The organism is Pedobacter aquatilis (genome assembly GCF_032678425.1).
Classification (GTDB): domain Bacteria; phylum Bacteroidota; class Bacteroidia; order Sphingobacteriales; family Sphingobacteriaceae; genus Pedobacter; species Pedobacter aquatilis_B.
Map to the genome: position 1 here is coordinate 840,991 of NZ_JAVTSG010000001.1, position 24,395 is coordinate 865,385.

General features: G+C 36.5%; 22 protein-coding genes. 8 read left to right on the forward strand and 14 right to left on the reverse strand.

Annotation, left to right across the window (positions count from 1 at the left end; all coding sequences use genetic code 11):
• Positions 1-7 precede the first annotated feature (7 nt).
• The 11 genes from argH to R2Q16_RS03535 form a co-directional block, all read right to left on the reverse strand.
• Entirely contained in the window at positions 8-1,339 is a 1,332-nt protein-coding gene (argH, locus tag R2Q16_RS03485) for an argininosuccinate lyase (protein WP_316735185.1), read from the reverse strand.
• A gap of 222 nt (positions 1,340-1,561) precedes the next feature.
• Complete coding sequence (locus tag R2Q16_RS03490) at positions 1,562-2,629, reverse strand: M20 family metallo-hydrolase (RefSeq protein WP_316735186.1); 1,068 nt, start codon at positions 2,627-2,629, stop codon at positions 1,562-1,564.
• 89 nt (positions 2,630-2,718) lie between these two features.
• Positions 2,719-3,528 (reverse strand): pyrroline-5-carboxylate reductase, encoded by an 810-nt coding sequence (proC, locus tag R2Q16_RS03495; RefSeq protein WP_316735188.1) that lies wholly within the window; start codon positions 3,526-3,528, stop codon positions 2,719-2,721.
• A 333-nt stretch (positions 3,529-3,861) separates the two neighbouring features.
• Positions 3,862-4,650: an acetylglutamate kinase gene (argB, locus tag R2Q16_RS03500; RefSeq protein ID WP_316735189.1), complete on the reverse strand. Its 789-nt coding sequence runs from the start codon at positions 4,648-4,650 to the stop codon at positions 3,862-3,864.
• Positions 4,651-4,729: 79 nt separating this feature from the next.
• A complete protein-coding gene (locus R2Q16_RS03505) occupies positions 4,730-5,704 on the reverse strand; it encodes an acetylornithine carbamoyltransferase (RefSeq protein ID WP_316735190.1) in 975 nt (324 codons plus the stop codon).
• Between the two features lie 94 nt (positions 5,705-5,798).
• On the reverse strand, positions 5,799-6,935 hold the full coding sequence (locus tag R2Q16_RS03510) for an aspartate aminotransferase family protein (protein WP_316735191.1): 1,137 nt from the start codon (positions 6,933-6,935) through the stop codon (positions 5,799-5,801).
• A gap of 25 nt (positions 6,936-6,960) precedes the next feature.
• Positions 6,961-7,329, reverse strand: coding sequence for a four helix bundle protein (locus R2Q16_RS03515; protein WP_316735192.1), 369 nt, complete (start codon positions 7,327-7,329; stop codon positions 6,961-6,963).
• Between the two features lie 25 nt (positions 7,330-7,354).
• Positions 7,355-8,362, reverse strand: coding sequence for an N-acetyl-gamma-glutamyl-phosphate reductase (gene argC / locus R2Q16_RS03520; protein WP_316735193.1), 1,008 nt, complete (start codon positions 8,360-8,362; stop codon positions 7,355-7,357).
• 149 nt (positions 8,363-8,511) lie between these two features.
• On the reverse strand, positions 8,512-9,702 hold the full coding sequence (gene argG, locus R2Q16_RS03525; protein WP_316735194.1) for an argininosuccinate synthase: 1,191 nt from the start codon (positions 9,700-9,702) through the stop codon (positions 8,512-8,514).
• Entirely contained in the window at positions 9,702-10,403 is a 702-nt protein-coding gene (locus R2Q16_RS03530; protein WP_316735195.1) for a GNAT family N-acetyltransferase, read from the reverse strand. The genes argG and R2Q16_RS03530 overlap by 1 nt, the downstream gene beginning before the upstream one ends.
• Before the next feature lie 355 nt (positions 10,404-10,758).
• The gene (locus R2Q16_RS03535; RefSeq protein WP_316735196.1) at positions 10,759-11,301 is read right to left on the reverse strand and encodes a hypothetical protein; all 543 of its coding nucleotides are present in this window, start codon (positions 11,299-11,301) and stop codon (positions 10,759-10,761) included.
• A 286-nt stretch (positions 11,302-11,587) separates the two neighbouring features.
• Here R2Q16_RS03535 and R2Q16_RS03540 point away from each other — a divergent pair, with 286 nt between their 5' ends.
• The 7 genes from R2Q16_RS03540 to R2Q16_RS03570 all read left to right on the forward strand — a co-directional run bounded on the left by R2Q16_RS03540 (position 11,588) and on the right by R2Q16_RS03570 (position 20,362).
• Positions 11,588-12,289 (forward strand): DUF4397 domain-containing protein, encoded by a 702-nt coding sequence (locus R2Q16_RS03540; RefSeq protein ID WP_316735197.1) that lies wholly within the window; start codon positions 11,588-11,590, stop codon positions 12,287-12,289.
• A 241-nt stretch (positions 12,290-12,530) separates the two neighbouring features.
• On the forward strand, positions 12,531-14,942 hold the full coding sequence (locus R2Q16_RS03545) for a TonB-dependent receptor (RefSeq protein WP_316735198.1): 2,412 nt from the start codon (positions 12,531-12,533) through the stop codon (positions 14,940-14,942).
• A gap of 57 nt (positions 14,943-14,999) precedes the next feature.
• Positions 15,000-15,710 (forward strand): DUF4198 domain-containing protein, encoded by a 711-nt coding sequence (locus tag R2Q16_RS03550; RefSeq protein ID WP_316735199.1) that lies wholly within the window; start codon positions 15,000-15,002, stop codon positions 15,708-15,710.
• A gap of 70 nt (positions 15,711-15,780) precedes the next feature.
• Positions 15,781-16,980, forward strand: a complete 1,200-nt coding sequence (locus R2Q16_RS03555) for a PepSY-associated TM helix domain-containing protein (protein WP_316735200.1) — start codon at positions 15,781-15,783, stop codon at positions 16,978-16,980.
• A 28-nt stretch (positions 16,981-17,008) separates the two neighbouring features.
• Complete coding sequence (locus R2Q16_RS03560) at positions 17,009-17,926, forward strand: DUF6607 family protein (RefSeq protein ID WP_316735201.1); 918 nt, start codon at positions 17,009-17,011, stop codon at positions 17,924-17,926.
• Between the two features lie 89 nt (positions 17,927-18,015).
• Positions 18,016-19,167 (forward strand): M28 family metallopeptidase, encoded by a 1,152-nt coding sequence (locus tag R2Q16_RS03565; protein WP_316735202.1) that lies wholly within the window; start codon positions 18,016-18,018, stop codon positions 19,165-19,167.
• 124 nt (positions 19,168-19,291) lie between these two features.
• Entirely contained in the window at positions 19,292-20,362 is a 1,071-nt protein-coding gene (locus R2Q16_RS03570; protein ID WP_316735203.1) for a DUF5694 domain-containing protein, read from the forward strand.
• Between the two features lie 507 nt (positions 20,363-20,869).
• Here the strand turns inward: R2Q16_RS03570 and R2Q16_RS03575 are convergent.
• The 3 genes from R2Q16_RS03575 to R2Q16_RS03585 all read right to left on the reverse strand — a co-directional run bounded on the left by R2Q16_RS03575 (position 20,870) and on the right by R2Q16_RS03585 (position 23,377).
• Positions 20,870-21,625 (reverse strand): class I SAM-dependent methyltransferase, encoded by a 756-nt coding sequence (locus R2Q16_RS03575; protein ID WP_316735204.1) that lies wholly within the window; start codon positions 21,623-21,625, stop codon positions 20,870-20,872.
• A gap of 59 nt (positions 21,626-21,684) precedes the next feature.
• Complete coding sequence (locus tag R2Q16_RS03580) at positions 21,685-23,085, reverse strand: MBL fold metallo-hydrolase (RefSeq protein WP_316735206.1); 1,401 nt, start codon at positions 23,083-23,085, stop codon at positions 21,685-21,687.
• A 64-nt stretch (positions 23,086-23,149) separates the two neighbouring features.
• Complete coding sequence (locus R2Q16_RS03585; RefSeq protein WP_316735207.1) at positions 23,150-23,377, reverse strand: YtxH domain-containing protein; 228 nt, start codon at positions 23,375-23,377, stop codon at positions 23,150-23,152.
• A gap of 78 nt (positions 23,378-23,455) precedes the next feature.
• On the opposite strand from R2Q16_RS03585, the gene R2Q16_RS03590 reads away from it, so the two are divergent.
• Positions 23,456-24,088, forward strand: coding sequence for an HAD family hydrolase (locus tag R2Q16_RS03590; protein ID WP_316735208.1), 633 nt, complete (start codon positions 23,456-23,458; stop codon positions 24,086-24,088).
• Positions 24,089-24,395: the final 307 nt, after the last annotated feature.

Below are 24,395 nucleotides of genomic sequence, written 5' to 3' on the forward strand. Positions count from 1 at the left end.
GCAAAATTTATTTAACCAATTCTTCTATCGCTTTATTCACTTTATCGAAACCAAATTGAGATAAAACAGCTTGCATTGATGCGGCAATTTGTTCGTTACATAGGTTGCCAATGCTTCCCTCGTGTGTATGATGTATTTGGCTCGATGGTGCAAAAGTACCATTTTCTATTTGCTCACCAACTATTTTATAAGCTTCCCTAAAAGGAACACCTTGTAGTGCCAAATCGTTTACCACTTCAACACTAAACAAGTAGTCATACTTTTTATCTTTTAAAATATCATCTTTTATGCTGATGTTTTGGAACATGAAAGTCGCGATTTCCAAGCACTCATTTAATGATGTAATTGCAGGGAAAAGATTTTCTTTTAACAATTGTAAATCGCGGTGATATCCTGATGGTAAATTGGTAATCATCATTGCAATTTCATTTGGCAAAGCCTGAATTTTATTACATCGCGAACGAATTAACTCAAAAACATCGGGATTCTTTTTATGCGGCATAATGCTCGAACCTGTAGTTAATTCTGCAGGAAAACTAATAAAGCCAAAATTTTGATTGATGAATAAGCAAACATCCATAGCCATTTTAGCCAAGGTTGCAGCCACCGCACTCATCGCTTGTGCTAAAATTCTTTCTGTTTTGCCACGACCCATTTGTGCATAAACTACATTATAGTTTAAGCTTTCAAAGCCTAATAAATCTGTAGTTAAAGTTCTGTTTAATGGAAAAGATGAACCGTAGCCAGCAGCAGAACCTAAAGGATTTTTATTCGTGATTTTCCAGGCGGCAAGCATCAGTTCTAAATCATCGGCAAGGCTCTCGGCGTAGGCACCAAACCATAAGCCAAACGAAGATGGCATCGCAATTTGCAAATGCGTATAACCTGGCATCAATTTATCTTTGTGCGTGTTGCTTAGCTCGATTAATTGATTAAACAAAGTTGAAGTTTGCCCAACCATATCTTCAATGCAAGCACGAAAAAATAATTTTAAATCAACCAAAACCTGGTCGTTACGAGAGCGACCGCTGTGAATTTTTTTACCTGCCTCGCCGATGCGCTGCGTTAATAGCCACTCCACCTGAGAGTGCACATCTTCAACCGTATCTTCAATGGTGAAGTTTCCGGCCTCAATTTCAGCGTAAATATTTTTAAGTTCCTTTTGAACCGTTGCCAATTCATCAGCGGTTAGCAAATTAATGGTTTCTAACATTTGTGTATGAGCCAAAGAACCCAACACATCAAACTTTGCCATTTGTAAATCCAACTCACGGTCTTTACCAACTGTAAAGCTTTCCACAAATTTATTTACATCAATATTTTTTTGCCAAATTTTCATTTTACTTTATTTAACCGCAAAGAGCACTAAGTTTCTCGCAAAGAGCGCAAAGCTATTTTTATTTAACTACGGAGTTCGCTGAGTTTTTTACAGATTGCATGAAGGATTTAAATCATCTCCGTCATTGCGAGGCACGAAGCAATCCCCTTTTTATTTTTAATTTCACAGCGTTACATTTTGCAATAGATTGCTTCGTACCTCGCAATGACGGTTTATATACAATTAGTTACCCACAACTGGTTTCAACATATTTACATAACCTTCAACACCTTCTGCAACCTCTCTAACATATAAAAATTCATCAGCCATGTGCGAACGACCAGAAAATCCCGGGCCGCATTTTACTGAAGGAATATCTAATAAAGCTTGGTCTGACGTGGTTGGCGAGCCATAAGTGGTTTTGCCTAAAGCTACACCCGCCTGAACGACTGGATGGTTTTTATCAATTGATGATGGCTTTAAACGAATCGAACGCGGGGTAACATCGCAACCAACATTCGCACGGATAATTTCCAAAACTTCCTCGTTTGTGTAAGCATCTGTAACCCGAACATCAACCGTAAACGTACAATTTGCGGGCACTACATTATGTTGAGAACCTGCATTAATAATCGTAACCGTCATCTTAAGCGGACCAAAAACCTCTGATACTTTCGGAAACTGGTAATTTCTAAACCATTCAATATCTGCTAATGCCTTATAAATTGCATTTTCGCCTTCTTCTCTGGCCGCATGACCAGCCTTTCCGTGAGCAACACAATCCAACACTAATAAACCACGCTCTGCAATCGCCAAATTCATCTCCGTTGGTTCACCAACAATTCCGAATTCCAATTCACCTAAATCTGGCAGAACCAATTCTAAGCCATTATTTCCAGAGATTTCTTCTTCCGCCGTTGCGGCCAAACAAATATTATATTTTAAATTTTCTTGCTCGAAATAATACAAAAACGTACCGATTAGCGATACCAAACAACCACCAGCATCATTGCTGCCCAAGCCAAAAAGCTTGTCACCCTCAATTGCGGCATCATATGGGTCGCGGGTGTAGCCAGAGTTTGGTTTAACAGTATCATGATGAGAGTTTAACAATAATGTAGGTTTTGCAGCATCAAAATGTTTGTTGTAAGCCCAAACATTATTCATTTTACGGAATGTTTTTACACCACGTTCCTCTAAAAACTGCGCAATTAAATTCGCTGTTCTATCTTCTTCCTTGCTAAAAGACTGTATGCGAATCAAAGCACGCAACAAATCTAAGCTCTCTTTCTGTATATTTTCTAATAACATAGTATCAAGTAGTTAGTATCAGGTATCAAGACAAAACGCATCTTATACTTTTTACTTTACATTAGCCTTAAGCTTTATTCTTTCTGCTTTTAGCTTTCTTTAGTGTACAAATTTCCTGCTTTTAAAGCCGAAAGTTTAATACCTTTTATTAAAGATGAACTAAAACCATTGTGTTCCATTTCATTTAAACCTGCAATAGTGCAACCTTTCGGCGAAGTTACTTTATCTATTTCTGATTCTGGGTGTGTGCCATGTAATAAAAGCAAATCGGCCGCACCTTTTGCTGTTTGAACCGCCATTTTCAATGCTTCATCTGCGTGGAAACCAATCTCTACCCCGCCTTGCGAAGCTGCTCTGATTGCCCTTAAAAAGAACGCAATACCACAAGCACAAAGCGCCGTTGCCGAAGTCATTAAATCTTCATTTATCTTCACAACCGAACCAACCGTTTCAAACATTTTAGTCACGTTGGCAATATTTTCTACCGATGCATTATCACTCGCCATACAAGTCATGGATTGTCCAATAGCAATTGCAGTGTTCGGCATTACACGCACAACCTCCACATTTTCGCCCAGCTTTTCGCGAACAGCAGCACAGCTCACACCCGAAATTACCGAAATAACTAAATGTTTCTTAAAATCAATTGCTGGTTGAATTTCATCCAAAACCGTGTTTAATTGTTGCGGCAAAACAGCAAGAATCACAACATCAGCATCAGCAACTGCTTGTTTGTTATTGTTACTCACCCCAAATCCAGCCTCCGCGAAAGATTTTAAATGGTCGATATTTCTTCGGGTTAGGGTAATATCTACGGCTTTTGCAAAGTCGGCTTTCACCAATCCTTTAGCTAAAGATAATCCGATATTTCCGCTACCAATTATGGCTATTTTTTTCATGTGGTTCATTTAATTAATTCTACTAATTGAATTTAGATTGTCATACTGAGCGTAGTCGAAGTATGAAAAGCAGCTGCTGTGGTTCTGTTTATTGTTCGTCCTGCTATCCACTATAATCTTTTTTAACTTCTGTCATGCTTCCCACGGTCGTCATTGCGAGGAGGAACGACGTGGCAATCTTTTCAGTTTGAATCTTAAAAAAGTATTTCCGTTGTTATCAGGTTTAATTAACACATTTTATTACAAAGTAATCTCCCATCACAGCGATTAGATGAGATTGCTTCGTACCTCGCAATGACGAAACCTTATATCTTATATCTTTCGCCCTCTACCTTATTTAAGCATCTTCGTTCCAAAAGTACCTGTAGCCAGCTCATTCAATTCATCGGCTTTGCCAATATAAACTGCCAAAACGCCTTTCTTAATCGCCTCAAAAGCATTATGTAATTTGGGAATCATGCCACCTTGCACAGTCCCATCCGCTTTTAAGCCTTCAAATTCATCGGCTTTAATTTCTCGCACAACTGAAGCATCATCATTAACATCTCTCAAAACACCTTTTTTCTCAAAACAATATACCAAACGTGTATCGTAAAGTGATGACATTGCAACGGCAACCGATGATGCAATTGTGTCTGCATTAGTGTTCAGTAATTGTGTTGCTCCATCATGTGTAATTGCACATAAAACCGGAACTAAACCTGCTTTTAATAAGCTATCCAAAGTTTCGGCAGATACCGAATTTTCATCTAAATCGCCCACAAAACCATAATCAATTTCTTTAACAGGACGTTTTCTAGCTTTGATTACATTTCCATCCGCACCGGTTAAACCAATGGCGTTGCTGCCTTTCGCTTGCAATTGTGCTACCATGTTTTTGTTAATCAAACCAGCATAAACCATGGTTACAACCCGCAAGGTTTCAATGTCGGTAATCCTTCTACCTTCAACCATTTTAGCTTCGACACCTAAGCTTTCGCCCAGTTCGGTTGCGATTTTGCCACCACCATGAACTAAAATTTTATCGCCTGGTAAAGCCGTAAAATCCAACAAAAACCCATGTAAGTTTTCAGAATTATCGATTACGTTTCCACCAATTTTAATGATTGTAAGTTGTTTCATATTTCTACGTTTTCGTCATTGCGAGGCACGAAGCAATATTACCAATCAGATTGCTTCGCGACTCGCAATGACGAGTGTACTATTTTAGCTTTTCCAACATCTCTTTAATCACTGCCTGAGCAGCCCATAAACGATTTCCAGCTTCATGGATAACCAATGAATTTGGGCCATCTAAAATTTCTGAAGATAATTCTAAATCTCTTCGAACTGGTAAACAGTGCATCACTTTAGCATCATTTGTAAATTTAAGCTTTTCGTTGTTCATCATCCAGCCATCAGGATAAGTTAAAACTTTACCGTATTCTTTATAACTGCTCCAGTTTTTTACATAAACATAATCAGCGCCAGCTAAAGCTTCTTCTATATTATACTGAATATCTGCACCAGGGGTAAATTCTTCAGCCAGTTCATAACCTTCGGGCTGAGCGATGGTAAAATCAATCATACCTTCAGCTTGTGCTTTACACATCCATTCGGCAAACGAATTTGGAACGGCTTGCGGTAAAGCTTTTACGTGTGGAGCCCAAGCCAAAACAACCTTTGGTTTTCTACCATCTGGTTGTTTCGTCCAGGTTTCGTGAATGGTGATAATATCGGCAAAACTTTGTAGTGGGTGGCGAGTTGCACTCTCCAAACTCACTACTGGAACGGCACAATATTTCACAAATTTGTTAAAGAAGTCTTCGCTATAATCTTCCTCACGATTATTCAATTTTGGAAAAGAACGCAAACCTAAGATATCACAGTATTGCCCCATAACGGCCGCAGCTTCACGAATATGCTCTACAGTAGAGCCATTCATTACTACACCATCTTGAGTTTCTAAGGCCCAACCTTCTTTATCCAGATTCATCACCATAACATTCATACCCAGATTTAGCGCCGCTTTTTGAGTGCTTAAACGGGTACGTAAACTTGGGTTCATAAAAACCAAACCCAAGGTTTTGTTTTTACCCAAACTTTGGTGCGCATAAGGATTCGCCTTTAATTCAAGTGCATCTTTTACAAATTGTTTGATGCTTGGAACATCGTGTACGGAAGTGAAAAGTTTCATTTTAAAACGTTGTAAGTAGTAAGTTATACGTTATAAGTTTGTATCCCTCGCCTAAAAATAATTTATAAATAAAGTCCCGTGTACTTAAAACGTACTACTTAGAACTTAGAACCAAATTAAAAGCCGCTAAAAATTCATCAGCATGTGCTTTAGTTAAATTTAACGCAGGCAATAAACGGATAACATTCGGTTTAGCCTCACCCGTAAAGATGAAATGTTTAAATAATAACTCTTTTTTAACATGCGCCAATTCTTCTGGCAACTCGATTCCAATCATTAAACCGCGACCGCGAACTTCCTTCACCTGCTCAAATTTCTTCAACTCTGTGATAAGATAATTACCGATTTCCTCTGCATTTTTCATCAGGTTATCTTGCTCCATCACTTCTAAAACGGCCAAAGCTGCAGCGCAAGCCAAATGGTTACCGCCGAAAGTTGTGCCCAACTCACCATGCCAAGGTTTAAATTTTGGTGCAATTGAAATTCCTGCTACTGGAAATCCGTTGCCCATGCCCTTTGCCATGGTATATACATCGGCTTCTACCCCTGCATAATCGTGTGAATAAAACAAACCCGTTCTGCCATAACCACACTGAACTGAATCGGCTATGTAAACGGCATTATATTCATCGCATAGTGAACGGATTTTTTGCAAGAAACTTTTGGAAGCTTCTTTAATCCCGCCAACACCTTGAATACCTTCAATAATTACGGCCGAAATTTCATCGCCTTGTGATTTAAAAGTTTCATCTAGTGCAACTTCATTATTAAAAGGCAAGAAAATTACATTTTCTGTTTGGTTAACAGGTGCTACAATTTTAGGGTTATCGGTTACGGCGACTGCTAAAGATGTACGGCCATGAAAAGCACCGCTGAAAGCAATTACCTTTTTTCTTCCATTATAAAATGATGCCAATTTCAAAGCATTTTCATTGGCTTCTGCACCAGAATTTACCAAAAATAATTGGTAATCTTTTTTACCTGAAACCTGACCTAATTTCTCTGCCAATTGTACTTGCAAAGGAATTTTAACGGAGTTGGAGTAAAAACCAACTTTGTTTAATTGTTCCGTTAAGCGATTTACATAGTGCGGATTGGTATGGCCGATTGAAATTACGGCATGACCACCATATAAATCTAAATACTTTTGTTCGTTAGCATCCCAAACATTGCTGCCTGATGCTTTTGTAATTTCTATATCGTTAAGAGGATAAACGTCGAATAGTTGCATGTTACTAGGTTATAAGTTGTACGTTTTAAGTTATAGGTTTGGGTGCTCTCACTCTCGAAATTAAATTGATAAGCATTGCCTTAACTTCGTTAATACTGTTAGATAAAATTGTGAACTGTTCTTCAGTCAGGTAATCTAAATCTTTTGATAAAATCAAAAAGTATTCAGTTTCGTTAGCCGAGCCCAAAGAAATATTTAAAAAATTTGCCAAATCTGCTTGTGAATTTTTACCACAACCTTCGGCAATATTAGCTGGTATTGATGCCGATGCCCGCCGAAGTTGATTTGTTAAACTATAAATTTCTTCCTTTGGAAACTTGGCACTTGTTTTATAAATACTAAGCGTAAGCTGATGGGCTTTCTCCCAAACTTTCAAATCTTTAAAATTCTGCATACACTTATAACGTATTACCTAAAACTTAAAACCCAATAGCTTTCAATCGCAAGCCCGCTGTTTCTTCCAAGCCAAACATTAAATTCATATTCTGAACCGCTTGTCCACTGGCGCCTTTTAACAGGTTATCAATAATGCTGGTGATAAATAATTTATTGCTATGCTTTTCTACATGCACCAAACATTTATTGGTATTTACAACCTGTTTTAAATCGATGTTTTTCCGACTTACGTGCGTAAAAGGGTGATTGTTGTAGTAATCCTCGTAAACCTTTTGTGCGTCTTCTAAACTTAAATCGCTTTCCAAATACATCGCAGCTAAAATGCCTCTGGTAAAATCTCCGCGTTGCGGGATGAAACTCAAAGTCTCTGAAAGTGATGGTTGTAATTGCAATAAACTCTCGCCAATTTCATTCAAATGCTGATGCTCGAAAGCCTTGTAAACCGAAAGATTATTATTTCTCCAGCTAAAATGAGAAGTTGCGGCTAAACTTTGTCCAGCACCAGTTGAACCTGTAGTTGCATTGATGTGAACCTCTGCATTTATTAAGCCTTTTGCAGCCAATGGCAATAAGCCTAATTGAATACAAGTAGCAAAGCAACCTGGATTAGCAATATTGTTAGCAGTTTTGATTTTATCGTAATTCAATTCTGGCAACCCGTAAATGAAGTCTTTAGTCTGAAGTCCGGAGTCCGAAGTCGAAAAACTAGCATTCGCAGTTAACCTAAAATCTTGCGATAAATCGATGATTTTTATGTTATCGTTAATCGGATGTGTAGCCAAAAATTTCTTCGCATCACCATGTCCAACGCATAAGAACAAAACATCAATATCCTGAGAAATCTCATTCACAAAACGCAAATCAGTATCGCCCAATAAATCAGTGTGCACATCAGAAATTAGGTTACCAGCATTACTGGTACTATTTACGAAAGCAATTTCAACATTTGGGTGGTTTACCAAAATACGGAGCATTTCGCCACCAGTATATCCCGCACCACCAATTATTCCTGCTTTGATTTTATTATTCATAATCTGTTCCCTCAATTATAGATGGATATGAAAATTAGTTTTAACAATCCTTCGACAAGCTCAGGATGACAATTGTAAAGAGATTGCTTCGTCGTTCCTCCTTGCGATGGTGGACAGGAACGGTAGCTTTCCGCTTTAGTCTTTCAGCTTTAAGCTTCTTCAGAATTAACTTTATGCCAAATCATTACCTGGTTACCAAATATTTTAGAGAAACCTTTAACATCTTCGCCACTCCATGCATTGTTCATTTCGCCATAACTACCAAATTTATTGCTCATTAAATCGTGGTTCGATTCAATACCAATAATCTGGAAACGATAAGGCAACAATTCAACGAAAACTTTACCGCTAACAACTTTTTGTGTATCAGTTAAAAAAGCTTCAATGTTGCGCATAATTGGGTCATGAAACTGACCTTCGTGCAACCAGTTACCATAGAAAGAAGACAATTGCTCTTTCCAGCTTAACTGCCATTTGGTTAAAGTATGTTTTTCTAAAGTATGGTGTGCTTTAATAATTAAAACCGGTGCCGCAGCTTCAAAACCAACACGACCTTTAATTCCGATGATGGTATCGCCAACATGAATATCACGACCAATACCAAAAGGTTGTGCAATGGCCTGTAATTTCTGAATTGCTCTAACAGGCGCTAAAGTTTCGCCATCAATTGCAACCAATTCACCCTTTTCAAAAGTCAATTCTATTTTACGCGATTCTGTTTCTGTAACCTGAGTTGGCCATGCGCTTTCCGGTAAGGTATCATGTGAAGTTAATGTTTCTTTACCTCCTACTGAAGTACCCCATAAACCTTTATTAATTGAATAAGTTGCTTTTGCAGCGCTATATTCAACTCCATGTTCAGCTAAATATTCTATTTCCGCTTCGCGGGATAATTTTAAATCTCTAATTGGTGTAATGATTTCAACATTTGGAATCAAAATGTTAAAAATCATATCAAAACGAACCTGGTCGTTACCTGCACCTGTGCTACCGTGCGCAACATAATCTGCACCAATTTTTTTAACATAATTAGCAATTGCAGTAGCCTGACTAACACGTTCTGCGCTAACAGAAAGCGGATAAGTTGCATTTTTTAATACGTTGCCGTAAATTAAATACTTAATACACTCATCGTAATAACTTTCAGTTTCATCTACCACAGCGTGAGATTTAACACCTAAAGCATAAGCTCTTTTCTCAATTTCCTGTAATTCTTCATCAGAAAAACCACCAGTATTTACAATTACAGAGTGAACTTCTAATCCACGATCTTGTGCCAAATAAATACAGCAAAATGAGGTATCTAAACCTCCGCTAAAAGCTAAAACTACTTTGTTCATTACTTATTAAATAATAGGGTAAATAAAAACATTAATATTTTTAAGCCCGATTTAGGCTTAGGTTTAACAACCAAACGTTGCTTAATACGCATAAAGCGCTCATATAACTTTGGTTTCTTTTGCAATTCTTCAGCAAACTTTTTAGCTGCATCGTGCTTTTGTGTTGCCGGATCGTAAAGCATAGCGGTACACATACAGTTTTTCCGCTCCTTCATTTTCAAAATTTCGAAGTTTACACAGCTTTGGCAGCCTTTCCAAAATTCTTCATCCTGTGTTAGCTCAGAATAAGTTACAGGTTCGTAACCTAAATCGGAGTTTATTTTCATTACAGCCAAACCAGTAGTTAAACCGAAAATCTTGGCTTTAGGATATAAGCTTCTGGAAAGTTCAAAAACCTTTTCTTTAATGGCGTGCGCCAAACCTGCTTTTCTAAATTCAGGTGATACAATTAAGCCCGAGTTGGCAACAAATTGCCCATGACTCCAGGTTTCGATGTAGCAGAAGCCAGCCCACGTACCATTTTTATGGAACGCAATAACCGCTTTGCCTTCTTGCATTTTATTTGCAACATAGTCAGGCGAACGTTTTGCAATGCCCGTACCGCGTGCTTTAGCAGATTCGGCCATCTCGGTTACGATTTGTTCTGCAAATACACGATGTTCAGGAAGTGCAACCTGCACTATAAATTCGTTAATATCCATTCGTTTTCTAACGAAAAATTATAAGTATTCTTGTTAATTGGGTTTTTAGAGAGGATCAATTCCTCGTTACGTTTAGTGGAGTACTAAATACGTGGAGTAAAATTTTGCCGACTTATGGGATAGTAAAATACGGGCTGAAAACGATTAATAAATAAACTTTCACCAGCTACTAAATGTGCTGTGAATTTTGAAAGTTTATGTAAAAATTGTTTAATCATTTCTTGCGTATTAAAACGGCTTTAACTCTATTGAGGTGCAAAGGTTTAAATAAAAATTGAGTTACACAATATTAAACTGATTTTTTTACATTTTTATACAAAATAAAAAAGCCTCCTTTGTTAAGGGAGGCTTAAAGTTATTTTTTATCAAGTCCGACAGAAACTCTAGTTCCATCTAAAAAGAAATTAAGTTTTTTAGGATTTGCGGCAGCTGGCACTTGAAATTTCCAAACGGCTTCAGTTGATGCTTCAGCATCGGGTTCTGTACTGCCACTATCTTTATTACCAGGAACCGATGTTCCATTATCTAATTCCAACCTTGCTTCTGATGCTGATACCGAAAAATATTTCTTAGCATCTAAAGTACTTTTATTGGTAATTAGCAACTTAACGGTTAACTCTGCACCTGTCGATTTACCTTCAGCATCTTGCAGTTCAACAGAATTAACATCCTTAACTTTTACTAATGCTTCTTTGCTTTTGCCTAAAATTGCACTATCCGGACTTGCAGTAAAATTGGTGTTGGCTGGTGCGTTTTCTTCTTTCGCAGGCTCACTTGTTGTTTCTTGATTTTGTGTGGCTGTGGCATCAGCGGGCTTATCCTTTGATGAACCACCACAAGCAGATAATAGAATTGCACAAACAGAGATGTAAGCTAATTTTGAGATGTTTTTAATCATTTTAGTAGATTTATGGTTGAACAAAATTACAGTTGCAATCATAACTTAATGTTAAGATTGCTAAACATTTAAGTAAACTTACTCCAACGTTTATACACTTCTATTTGTTTTCATCATTTTATGAAATTGATATTCGGATAATTTCATATTCAAAAAACTTTAACATCTGCTTAACAACATTTAACATTTTCAATTACTGTTTAAATACAATATTTGTATTGATGTAGCGAAAGCAACTATGCATTCGTTTAAATCGAAACATTAAAACAAAATCCCTATATTAATTATGCTAAACTTTACTCAACGCAAAACACAGTTTATAATATTTGCTTTAGCGACATTCACAACTATTTTAGGTGCTTGCGGAAAAACAGAAACAACCGATACAACAATTTCTTACATCAGGGTGGTAAATGGTTCACCAGGTTTGGGAACCTACAATGTATATTTATCTGGAACTGCAATTAATTCTGCGGCTTTACCTTTTGCCGGGGCAACATCTTACACATCAAGAAGTTCTGGCGCTTACGCCTTAAAATTTACTACCGCAAGCAGTACAGATGCTTTACATACTAAGGATATCACCTTAAATCCAAGTTCAAATTATTCGTATTATCTGGTAAATAAACCAGGGCAGTTAGATGGTTTTTTAATTACTGATGATATTTCTATAACTTCGGCTGATAAAGCTTACATTCGTTTTATTAACCTATCTCTTGATGCACCAGCCTTAGATTTAGCAAAAACCAGCGCAACAACATCATTAATAACAAACAAAGCTTATAAAACAGCAAGTTCATTTATTACGGTTGATGCAGGTACAATTTCTTTAGACATTAAAGACACAGCAACCGGCACAATCAGAACTACAAAAACTGATGTTACACTTACCGCAGGTAATCATTATGATATTATTTGTGCTGGCTTAGTAACACCTGCCAACGACACCGAAAAAGGTTTAAGCCTACAGGTTTTGACACTCAAATAAAAAATTTAACTCAATTTAATAAAGCTTATTCTATAACTAGGATAGGCTTTTTTTGTTTAAAATCGAATAACTAAGAAATTGAAATGTTAAAATTATATTAGAAAAACTGCCTCAGATTAATACAAATGGACTTATTGTATTTTTAACACAATAGCTTATTTAGAATTAATCAAAATAATTTGGATTATAAATAATTGTGCTGTTATTTTGCAGCTGTTTAGAATTAATCCAAATAAATACAATGAAAAGAACTATACCCTTTCTTTTAACACTTCTCCTATCAATTTTTACTATAACATCTTTTGCGCAACAGTTTTCTTCAATTACGGGAATTGTTACGACATCAGATGGTAAACCTGCTCAATATATTTCTGTCGGACTAAAAGGCAAAGGTATTGGAAGTATTACCGACGAGAATGGAAACTATCAAATTAATAGAATTAAAGCTGGCACTTATATTATTAGAACTTCGGCTGTTGGTTTAAAATCTGAAGAAAGAACAATTACCATTTCTGATGGACAATCAATCACACTTAATTTTTCGCTGGCTGAAAATGAAGGCCAGTTGAAAGAGGTAAATATCAACTCAAGAAAAACAAATAAATTTGCGACAAAGGCAAGTACATACGTTGCTAAACTTCCATTAAAAAATCTAGAAAATCCTCAGGTTTATACCACAATATCTAAAGAATTAATGCAAGAGCAAATCTCTACAAACTTTAATTCGGTATTAAAAAATGCTCCAGGTTTAGATAAACTATGGACTTCTACCGGTAGAGGTGGAGATGGTGCAGCTTATTATTCCTTAAGAGGTTTTACCACACAAGTATCGATGATTGATGGAATTGCTGGCCAAACAAATGGCGATCTTGACCCGGCAAATATCGAAACAGTTGAAGTAATTAAAGGTCCATCTGGTGCTTTGTATGGCGGCGCATTAACCAGTTTTGGTGGTTTTATTAACGTTGTAACTAAAAAACCACTAGATACGGCTGGCGGAAGTTTTAGTTATTATACCGGAAGTTTTGGCTTAAACCGTTTAACAGCGGATGTTTACAGCCCAATCAACAAAGAAAAAAATCTTCTTTTTAGAATTAATGCAGCCTACAATAAACAGAATAGCTGGCAGGATGCTGGATTCAGTAAATCAACATTTATTGCCCCAAGTTTAGAGTATAGAGTTAATGACCGGTTAAAGTTAAACTTATCAGCAGATATTTATAACTACGAGGGTACAAACCCAACCATGATTTTTTTAAATAGAAGCAGACAATTAATTGCTCGTACGCCGTCAGAATTAAATCTTGATTGGGGAAAATCATACACAAGCAACGACTTAACGGTTAAAACACCAACGTTTAATGTTCGTGGTCAGGTAACATACAAACTATCAGATGAGTGGACTTCTCAAACGAACTTCTCACAAAGTAACCGTAAATCAGATGGCTTTTACTCATACGTAATGTTCTTAGGAGCTACGGATGATGTTTTATCAAGATATATTAATATTCAAAACTCTTCAAGTAACTCTGCTAATGTTCAACAGAATTTTATCGGAGATTTTAAAATCGGAAGCGTTAGAAACCGGGTAATAGTTGGCTTAGATTACCTTACACAAGAAACTCACAACAGCAATTCGCCATACGTATTGTTTGATTTGGTAAACACTGTTGGTACACCTGCAAATTATGCAAGCATTACCCGTAGTGCTGTTGAGGCCAGAATTGGCGCAACTGCTGGTCCGGCAAAATCATATACTCAAACTAAAGTTTACAGTGCTTATGCATCGGATGTAGTAAATATTACAGATGCCTTGGCCGCTATGGTAGCTTTAAGAATTGATAGATTTGATAATAAAGGCGCTTACAATATTGCTACAGGCGTTACCACTGGTAAATTCTTACAAACAGCAATCTCCCCAAAATTCGGTTTAACTTATAACATAATTAAAGACCAGGTTGCTTTGTTTGCAAACTATATGAATGGTTTCCAGAACCTGGCTCCAGTTATCCAGCCTTTGGCCGATATTAATGGCATTTTTAAACCTACCCAAGCAAACCAAATTGAAGGTGGTGTTAAGGTTGATATCTTCCAAAATAAATTAAACATTACGGCTAGTTACTACGATATTAAGGTAGATAACATTACTAGAGGTGAGTCAATTGTTAGAAACGGAACCAACTACAACATTACAGTACAAGATGGAACTCAAAGAAATAAAGGTATTGACATCAGTTTAAACGCTAATCCAATTGAAGGATTAAACTTTGTTGCTGGCTACAGCCACGTAAATAGCAAAATAACTAAGGCTGCAGCGACTGTTGAAGGCAGAAGACCTGTTGGCGCCGGACCAGAAGATACCGTTAACGGTTGGTTGAGCTATACTTTTACACAAGGAAATTTGAACGGTTTAGGTTTAGGTTTTGGAGCAAATTACTATAGCGAAAATGTAATTACCAATAGTTTACCAACAGGTATTTTCACGCTTCCATCTTACACAGTATTAAATGCAACTGCTTTCTATAATAAAAACAGATACAGAATTGGTTTAAAGCTAGATAACATCACTGATAAAAGATATTATAAAGGCTGGACAACAGTTGAGGCACAAATGCCAAGAAACTTTGTTGCAAACATTACTTATAAATTTTAATTAACAAGCCGGCAGAAATTTATCAGAGGTTTCTGCCATTTTAAAAACCCGAAATATATGAAAACTAAATTATCACTATTATTTTTTCTTTTAGCGTTTAGCGTATCTAGTGCTTTTGCACATGCGATTTGGATTGAAACGGCATCTAACGGAAAAAAAGGACAAGCACAAGAAGTAAAGATTTTCTTTGGAGAATATGAAGCAAATGAGCCTGACTCTGCTGCAAAATGGTTTAGCAACCTTAAAGATTTTAAATTGGTTTTAACAGCACCTGATGGAAAATCACAGGTATTAGCAACAACACAAGATGTTCATTTCTATAAAGCTAACTTCACACCGGAGCAAAACGGAAGCTATAAATTATCGATTGTACACGAAGTGGCAGATATTTACGAAAAAGGCAAATTAGAATATTATGCATTTGCAGATGTTGCCGTTGGTAAAGCTAAAGTAAATAGCACTTTCCCCAATGAAGCGGCTTTAACCATCAGAGCAGATAAAAATATTGCTAAAGCAGGTGAATCTGCGGTTCATCAGGTTATTTATAATAAAGCACCATTGGCAAATCAAAAATTAACTTTAGTAAATACTGAACGTAAAGCCCAAGAAGTTAATACAGATGCAGACGGTAAATTCACTTTCAAACCAGAGCAAAAGGGAAATTACTTTTTAGAGGCTTTTGTTGAAGATAAAACGCCAGGAAAATTGAATGGTAAAGACTACGAAAAAGTTTGGCACTTAGTAACCTATACTACTCAGGTTAATTAGTAGAATAACAATACAATTTTTAACCAATTGATGTGTAAAACCGTCAATTGGTTCTTTTATTAATAGCTTAATGGCACTAACAAAACAGGTAAAAAAGAAATCGAACAAATCGCGTTTGAGAAGAATTAGCGATTGGTTACATCTTTGGCTTGGCATTGCATCCGGATTGGTTGTTTTTCACCTGGGTGTAACAGGCTGTATTTTTGCTTTTCAAAAAGAGATTACCGATTTTATCCATAAGAAAGATTTTTTTATTGATGTGCCGGCAAAAACACAAACCTTACCATTAAGTACATTGAAATCTAATGCTGAAAAAGCTTTAGGACAAAATAAAAAAATCACATTTATCTCTACCTATAAAACGCCTGATAGAGCTTGGGAATTTGGCGTTTACAAAGCCGGCGACCCAAAGGCTTTTTGGTATTTCGATTCGATAGATTATTACGATGTGGTTTATGTAAATCCATATACAGGCCATGTAAACCTAGTTGCCGACCATAAATATGAATTTTTTGGTATTGTTAAAATGCTCCATTGGAGTTTTTTAATCAATCATCCTATCGGGCAACAAATCATTGGTTGGTCTACATTTATTTTTGTATTTCTGTTGATTTCGGGAATGATTATGTGGTGGCCAAAAAACCTTAAAAAATCAAACTTCGATAAAAGTTTCAAGATTAAATGGTCGGCAAAAATTAAACGCATTAATTACGACTTACATAATGTTTTAGGCTTTTATGTAATGACAATTTGCTTGGTATTAGCGTTAACCGGAATGGTTTGGGCATTTACCTGGTTCCAAAGTACGGTTTATGTCGTGGCAGCAAGAAGTATAACGCCACCTGCATTTGCCGATGTTAAATCAGATTCAACCAAAACCATTTCAGCTATTCCTTTTGACATTGCTTTCGAGCAAGCGAAGTTAAAATTTAAAGATAAAGATAGAATCGGAATGTCGCCGGCCGAAGGTGGAAGTGCAACGATTTATGCAACTGGCTACAAAGGAGATGAAACTTATTGGAATTTTGATGTAATTCAATTTGATCAATACACAGGAAAATTACTTCACCGGAAAAATCAATCCGAGAAAAATGCTGGCGAAGCCTTAATCGGTATGAACTATGATATACATGTTGGTGCAATATTAGGATTACCTGGCAAAATACTGGCATTTTTTGCTAGCCTTATTGCCGCAAGTTTACCAATTACAGGTTTCATCATTTGGTGGGGCAAAAAGAAAAAGAAAAGCAATCCCGCAGTTGCGGTTTAATAAACACAATCTTAAATTAAACATAAAAATGAAAATTTTAAACCTGATTTTAGTACTGACAGGAATTTTAACTGTTAGTGCATCTGCTCAAGATAAATTAGAGCAAGACAGAAACGCGATTAAATCATTAGCTGGTTTTTACAAAGTGAATTTCAACTATGCTGAGGTTACCTCCCCAGACGCCAGTTATCAATTCAGCAAACCTTACAGAAGTCATGCGAACGAATGGGCAGAAATCATCGTGGATGAACCAAAGAGAATCGTTATTCAGCACATGCTTGCCATTAACGATTCTACAGTAATTAAACACTGGCGCCAGGATTGGACATATGAAGACACCAACATTATGCTTTATACTCAGGACAATGCCTGGAAAAAAGGAAAATTAACTGCTGCAGATGTAAAAGGAAAATGGACTCAGAAAGTTTATCAAGTTGATGATAGCCCGCGTTATCAAGGCATCGGAACCTGGAGCCACATTGGCGGTCATGATGCATGGGCTAGCGAAACGGACTCACCACTTCCAAGAAGAGAATCGACAGTGCGTAAAGATTACAATGTATTGGGTCGCGGCAGCAGAATTAACATCACTAAAGATGGCTGGATGTTCGAACAAGACAATAAAAAAATTCTTCGTACTCCACAAGGTGATAAGTTAATTGCTGTTGAAAAAGGTTACGAAGAATTCACAAAAATCGATACAAAAAAATTCGAATTTGCTCAAAAATGGTGGAATAGCCAGGCAACCTATTGGGCTGATGTCCGCAACGTTTGGGCTGATGTTATTGGAGCAAATGATACTTTTAAAGTGAAAACGATGGCAAATGGTAAATTGCTTTACGAAACACTCTTTACACTTGGCGACCAATCTATCAAAGAAAAATGGACAGCTGCACAAAACAAAGAAAAAGTAAAAACTGCATTGCAACCTTACTTAGCTAAATAATTATTTTATAGTCACATCCCTCAAAAGCCGGCTAATGCAATATTAGCTGGCTTTTATTTTGAGTTAAATTACATTTCTTAAATTGCGGTATGCAAATCTCCGCCTTAAGAAATACACTCCTATTTTTGTTAATATTCTGCTCTATCAATGCATTCTCACAAGATTCCACTTACACCCGAAGCCTAATTAAAACCTTAACCTCTAAAACATTCTGGGGCAGAGGTTATACTAAAAACGGAATGGCTAAAGCAGCTACATTCTTATCATCAGAATATAAGAAAATTGGCTTATTACCATTTGGCGAAAGCTATAAACAAGATTTTAGCTTCCCGGTGAATACATTTCCAGGCAAAATGGAATTGAATATTGATGGCAAAAAACTTATTCCGGGTAAAGATTTTATAATAAGTCCTGAAAGCAATGGTAGAAGAACGATTGTAGATAAACGGAAAGACAGCCTGAATTTAGCCGATACCACAAGCTTAAGCATCGAACTCGAAGATAAACTTACCTGGTCAGTTGCTCAAAAAGCCAGAGATTGGACAACACTTATCGTTAAAAAATCGGCCATTAAACAGCCTTTTAATTTGATAAAAGTTGATATTGAAAACAAGTTTATTCCTGATTTCAAAGCATCAAATGTTGCTGGTTTTGTAAAAGGTACACAGTATCCAGATTCTATTTTAATGATAACCGCACATTACGACCATTTAGGTGGCATGGGCGCAAATGTCTATTTTCCTGGTGCAAACGATAATGCAGCAGGCGTGGCAACTTTGTTAAGCCTCGCCAAATATTACGTCGAGAATCCACAACCATATTCTATTGGTTTTATTTGTTTTGCCGCCGAAGAAGCTGGTTTATTAGGCTCTAAATATTTTGTAGAAAATCCATTAATTCCATTAAGCAAAATAAAGTTTCTGCTAAATTTGGATCTAGTTGGAACTGGCGAAGCCGGAATGACTGTGATAAATGCTAGTGTTTATCCAAAAGCATTTGCTGTGCTAAACGAAATTAATGCCAGTCAAAAACTCATTTCGAAAATAAATCCGAGAGGAAAAGCAGCCAACAGCGACCATTATTTTTTTACAGAAAGCGGCGTTCCGGCATTTTTCTTTTACACACAAGGTGGCCCATCTGCCTACCATGATGTTTTCGATATTGAGCAAAATCTCCCTTTAAATGAATACAATGATTTATTTAAGCTGATTATCGGTTTTAATAAAAAAATGATGGAGTAAATCTATTGCATACTTGATTTCATAAGGAATTATGGAATTGGGATAAAATTTTAACCTGTTCGGATAATTAAATATGTGTTCTTTTCACTTCTGAACATCTTTGAATCAACAAATCAAAACCCTTATGAAAAAGATACACAAAACCTGCTTAGCCTTATTAATTTTAATCGGCGTAGCCTTAACTACAAAAGCACAAATTGAAATTGTAATTGTTGGTTCAAGTCATAACAATTCAAAATCGACCCAAAACTTTGAAGCTGTAATTAGCAAATTAAAAAACTTTAAGCCCGATATGGTTTTCGGTGAATATTTGCCAGCCGATGATTATGCAAAGCTTGAAGCTGATAACTGGGCTAAAAAAGGATTTGCAACCAAAGTAAATTATATTCAAAAGCTGAATCCTGAAAACGCTAAAAATCCATCGGCCGTAATAAAAAAGAATCAGAAAGCGCTCTTGTCTTCTCCTAATTATCATCAAACGAGGATGAACTTGGCGGTTGAATACGCCAAAATTTGGGATAGAGGAAATTTTGACTATCAGATTTACGTATTGGATAGCTACAAAAAACAAAATTTCGGTAAAGAAGAACAAGCCGCATATACTAAAATGTTTGGTGGCACCGATTCTTTAAAAAAGCTAAATGTAATCAGACCCGCAAGTGAATACAATAAAATTTTCTTCCCATTAATTTATCAGCTTGGACAAAATCAAATTTACAATATGGATTGCCAAACCTATGATAAACCTTGGAGTGCAGCATGGGCCAAAACGGATTCGCTTTTTAAAATCTTAGCTGCAAAAGCAAAAAAAGATAGCCTTTCATCGGAAGCAAAAACATTAAAAGCTATCGAACAATATTCTAGATATGCTGATGAGGAAGAAAAAAAGTTCTTGGCTGATGAATATGCAGGCATGAACACCGACAAATATTCAGAACTTAACGATGCCTGGAATTTTTATGGCGGTCGGAAATTTTATGGATACGCAGGTTTCCCAACAGAATCGGTTAAAGAAATGATGGCGCAATGGGCTTTAAGAAATGAAGGTATGTGCAAAAACGTTATTGAGCAGGCAAAAGCGAAAAAAGCAAAAAGAGTTGTGGTTGGCGTTGGCGCAGCTCACCGTAAAATAATGGAAGAGATTTTAGCCAAGAATAGCGATGTGAAAATTGTGAATTATAACGAGCTTAGATAAGCTTAAACTTATCTTTTACGTCATTCTGACCTGGAGCAAAGCAGAAAGCTACGGAGTAAATTTATTTCAGAATCTGCATCAATGAATTATTAGAAAATGAATATTTGATTTGAATGGCAGCCTTTGGTCCCACCAAACACCTTCTCTTTTAAGTACGGAATACCTGCTCGTTTATGTTGGTTTTGGATAAATTCTTTTGAAATCATTTGGGAAATTTAACCACCCCTTGCCCCTCCTAAATTAGGAGGGGAGGAGTAAAAACGATGGCAAATCTCTACGCTTGATTTATTGCTGTTGGTTAAACCCAATCTCTTAATAATCGCAGAAACTTTTAAGTAGTACTGTCCAACTCCCCTCCTTATTTTCAAGGAGGGGTTGGGGGTGGTTTATTTAAAGTTTCATAATTTAAACCATTGCCAACTCTTGCTGCAGCCTATTTTTACTACCTGTACGCTACAAGTCGTTTATAAACTAACTTGGTATAAGTTATCATTTAAAAGAATGGAACTATTTTGCCAATACCAACCGAATCAAATATTGGTCTTCCTCATCATCAAAAATGACTTCGCTAAGCCAGCCAGTTTCTTTTGCAATTACATCTATCGTTTTCGGGTCAATGTATAACCAATCAAACCAATTTCCCTTTTCGCCTTTGTATTCATATTGATAAGAAACTTCTCCATAATATCGATTTAGCGGTTTTTGTAAATCCTCATACAGATAAGAGATATCCGAAGTATCGAATAATATTTGTCCTTCGGGATTTATGAGTGTTTTTAACTTAATTAAGAAATCTTTAAAACCAGATAAAGTTCCAGTCAAACCAATTCCGTTCATCAGCATTAAAATGGTATCAAACTTTTCATTATAGGTAAAAATATCCTGATGGATGGCTTTTTTCACACCTCTATCCTTCATAATTTTTACTGCAGCTTCAGAAATATCAATCGCGGTAACATCAATATTAAAAGCTTGCAAAACCAAAGCATGGCTCCCAACACCTGCACCGATATCTAAAACCTTACCATTGCACATTTGCAAAGCTTGTAATTCGAGTACCGGCATTTCTTCATCATCTCTAAAGAAAAAATCTACAGGCATTTCTTCTGCATCAGCATAAGAATTGTGTAGCCAAAGTGTATCCGATTCTCCGGTTTTATAAAAATCAGTAATTGCGTTGCCAAAAACATCCATGCGGTAAAGATAATAAAATGGAAGATGTGGGATGGATGATGTTCTGGTTAAATCGTCATTGCGAGGCACGAAGCAATCTCATTAAGCAAAAGATTGCTTCGTGCCTCGCAATGACGAGAAAATTAACTTTACTTTAGTTCAAATTCCTGATGATATTCCGGAATGGCCACGTGTTTAAAGCCGTGTTCTTTTAATCGCGTTGCGAAATTCTGTTGTACCTCATATTCGCCATGCACTAAAAACATTTGTTTTACTTTTTCAGGGTCTTGACCGGATAAAAACTGTAATAAATCTTCGTAATCGCCATGCGCACTCATCGATTTGATTACACGAACCTCGGCTTTTACCTCATAATCATCATTAAAAATATCGACAACTTTTTGTCCGGCAATAAGGCGACCACCTAATGATGACGGCTCACAATAACCAACCATTAAAATTGTGTTTTTAGCATTGCTAATATTATTCCTGATGTGATGTTTCACACGCCCCGCTTCTGCCATGCCCGATGAGGAAATAATTACACATGGTCTTGGGTCAGCGTTTAAAGCTTTTGATTCTTCTGCACTTTCAACAAAACGCAAACCTTTAAAAGCAAAAATATCATGATCTACTTTTAAAACTTCCTTAACACCATTGTTATAAACTTCCGGATGATTTTTCAAAATCTCGGTAGCTTTTGATGATAAAGGGCTATCCACAAAATAACGAACATCGGGGAGCTTATGCTTTAACTCCATGCTGTTTAAAGCATATAAAAGTTCTTGAGTACGCCCAACACTAAATGCAGGAATTATGACCTTACCTTTTTTAACGATGCAGGTATTATTAATCACCTCAAAAAGCATATCTTCAATAGGTTCTAAATCTTTGTGCAACGAATCGCCATAAGTAGATTCCATCAAAATATAATCGGCCTGGCTAAATTGCTGTGGGCTTTTCAATAACAAATCGCCATATCTGCCCACATCACCACTAAAAGTAATTCGAGTAGGCTTACCGGCTTCTGTTATGGTTAAGTGAACGGCTGCGCTCCCTAAAATATGTCCGGCATCGGTTAATTTTAAACGAATATCTGGCTCTATTTCAAAATCCTCTTCGTAATCTACAATCTTCATTTGCCCAACCGCTTTGGTTACATCTTCATCAGTATATAGCGGTTCTTCCTTTTCCTGTCCTGGTTTTAAATGTCGGTTTGAAAATTCGGCATCTTGCATTTGTATTTTAGCCGAATCCATCATTAAAATTCTGGCCAAATCCATAGTTGCAGCGGTACAAAAGATTTTGCCATTAAAACCTTCGGCAACCAAACGTGGCAGTAAACCACAATGGTCGATATGAGCATGAGATAAAATCATATAGGTTATCTTTTTTGGATCGAAACCAAAAAAGTCATTAAGCTTATCGGTAACATGTCCCATGCCTTGAAAAAGGCCACAATCTAATAATATTTGAGTGTTATTTTTGAGCGTAATAAGGTGCTTACTACCTGTAACTGTACGGGCAGCACCATGAAAGGTTATTTTCATTTTTGATGGTTAGAAATAATAATTGAATAAAAATGCCGGAATTATCCGGCATCTCCAATTATTTTTAAGCTTTAATATCTGCGATTTTATCTTTCACTTTATCGGCAACACCACTCGCTTTGCCAGCCAAATCTGCTAATTTATCTTTTGATGAGTCTAGTAAATCGCAGAACCAATCTGAAACTTTATTCTTTACATCACTGTTTGAATCTGACGATAATGCTAATGCTATCGTAGCACCTAATGCTGCTCCGGCTAATACGCCTACTACTATTTTTGTTTCCTTTGTCATAATCTTATTTTTTAATTATTAAACATAAATTAGTGCTCGCTGTTTTTATTTTTTTAATATCACAAAAACCACTCCATAATGAAAAGTATATTTTTTATTGATTTAGATAATACGATTTATTTTACCAAGCCAAACGAAGAACAGTTAATGGGCGGACTGTATAACGTTTTAGAAAATGAAGATTTGGGAATTTCTGAAGATGAATACCAATTAGCCAAAGCAGAAATGCTCAAAACACCCTTTCAAAAGGTTGCGGCAAAATATGGTTTTAAACAAACAGCGATTGATAATGCAATTAAATACCTGGTAACTGGCGAAGTTACGGCGCCTTTAAACCCCTCAGAAGATTATCACTACATTAAAAATTTAAAGGGTAGAAAATTTATTGTAACTGCTGGGTTTTTAAAGAAACAAACCACCAAAGTAAAGATGTTAGGGATCAGTGATGATTTTGAAGAATTATATGTAGTTGATGTAACCACCTCCAGTGAGACCAAAAAAGATGCATTTGAAGCGCTAATCAAAAAGCATAATTTAAATCCGGATGAAATTTTAGTTATCGGCGATGATGCAGAATCAGAAATTAAATTCGGATTGGAACTTGGTTTAACAACGTTTCTTTTAGACCCTGAAAATTTGCATTCTAGTGCTAAAACCACATATCGTGGAACAGACTTAAGCAAACTTCATCAAGCTGCAGGACAGGAATAGCAGTAGCTGAATGCAGGATGTCGGGAATATTTTCCAGAACTTCTCAAAAAGCGATATTACACCGTGAAATTTAGTCACTTTGGTACAAAATAAACAACACCTTTCTATCTTTTGAAACGGAGATTAAACGGACATCAAACGGATGTAAGACATAGCTGTGACAATAGTACCCGAGTAAAGTGCGGTACAGAGGCGTTGCTATTTGATATCAAGTGTTCATCGTTAACCATTTAAAACATCCTCGCATCTTAAAAGTACCAGAATTGATGAACTTAAAATAAAAAAGCCCCGATTTCCATCGGGACTT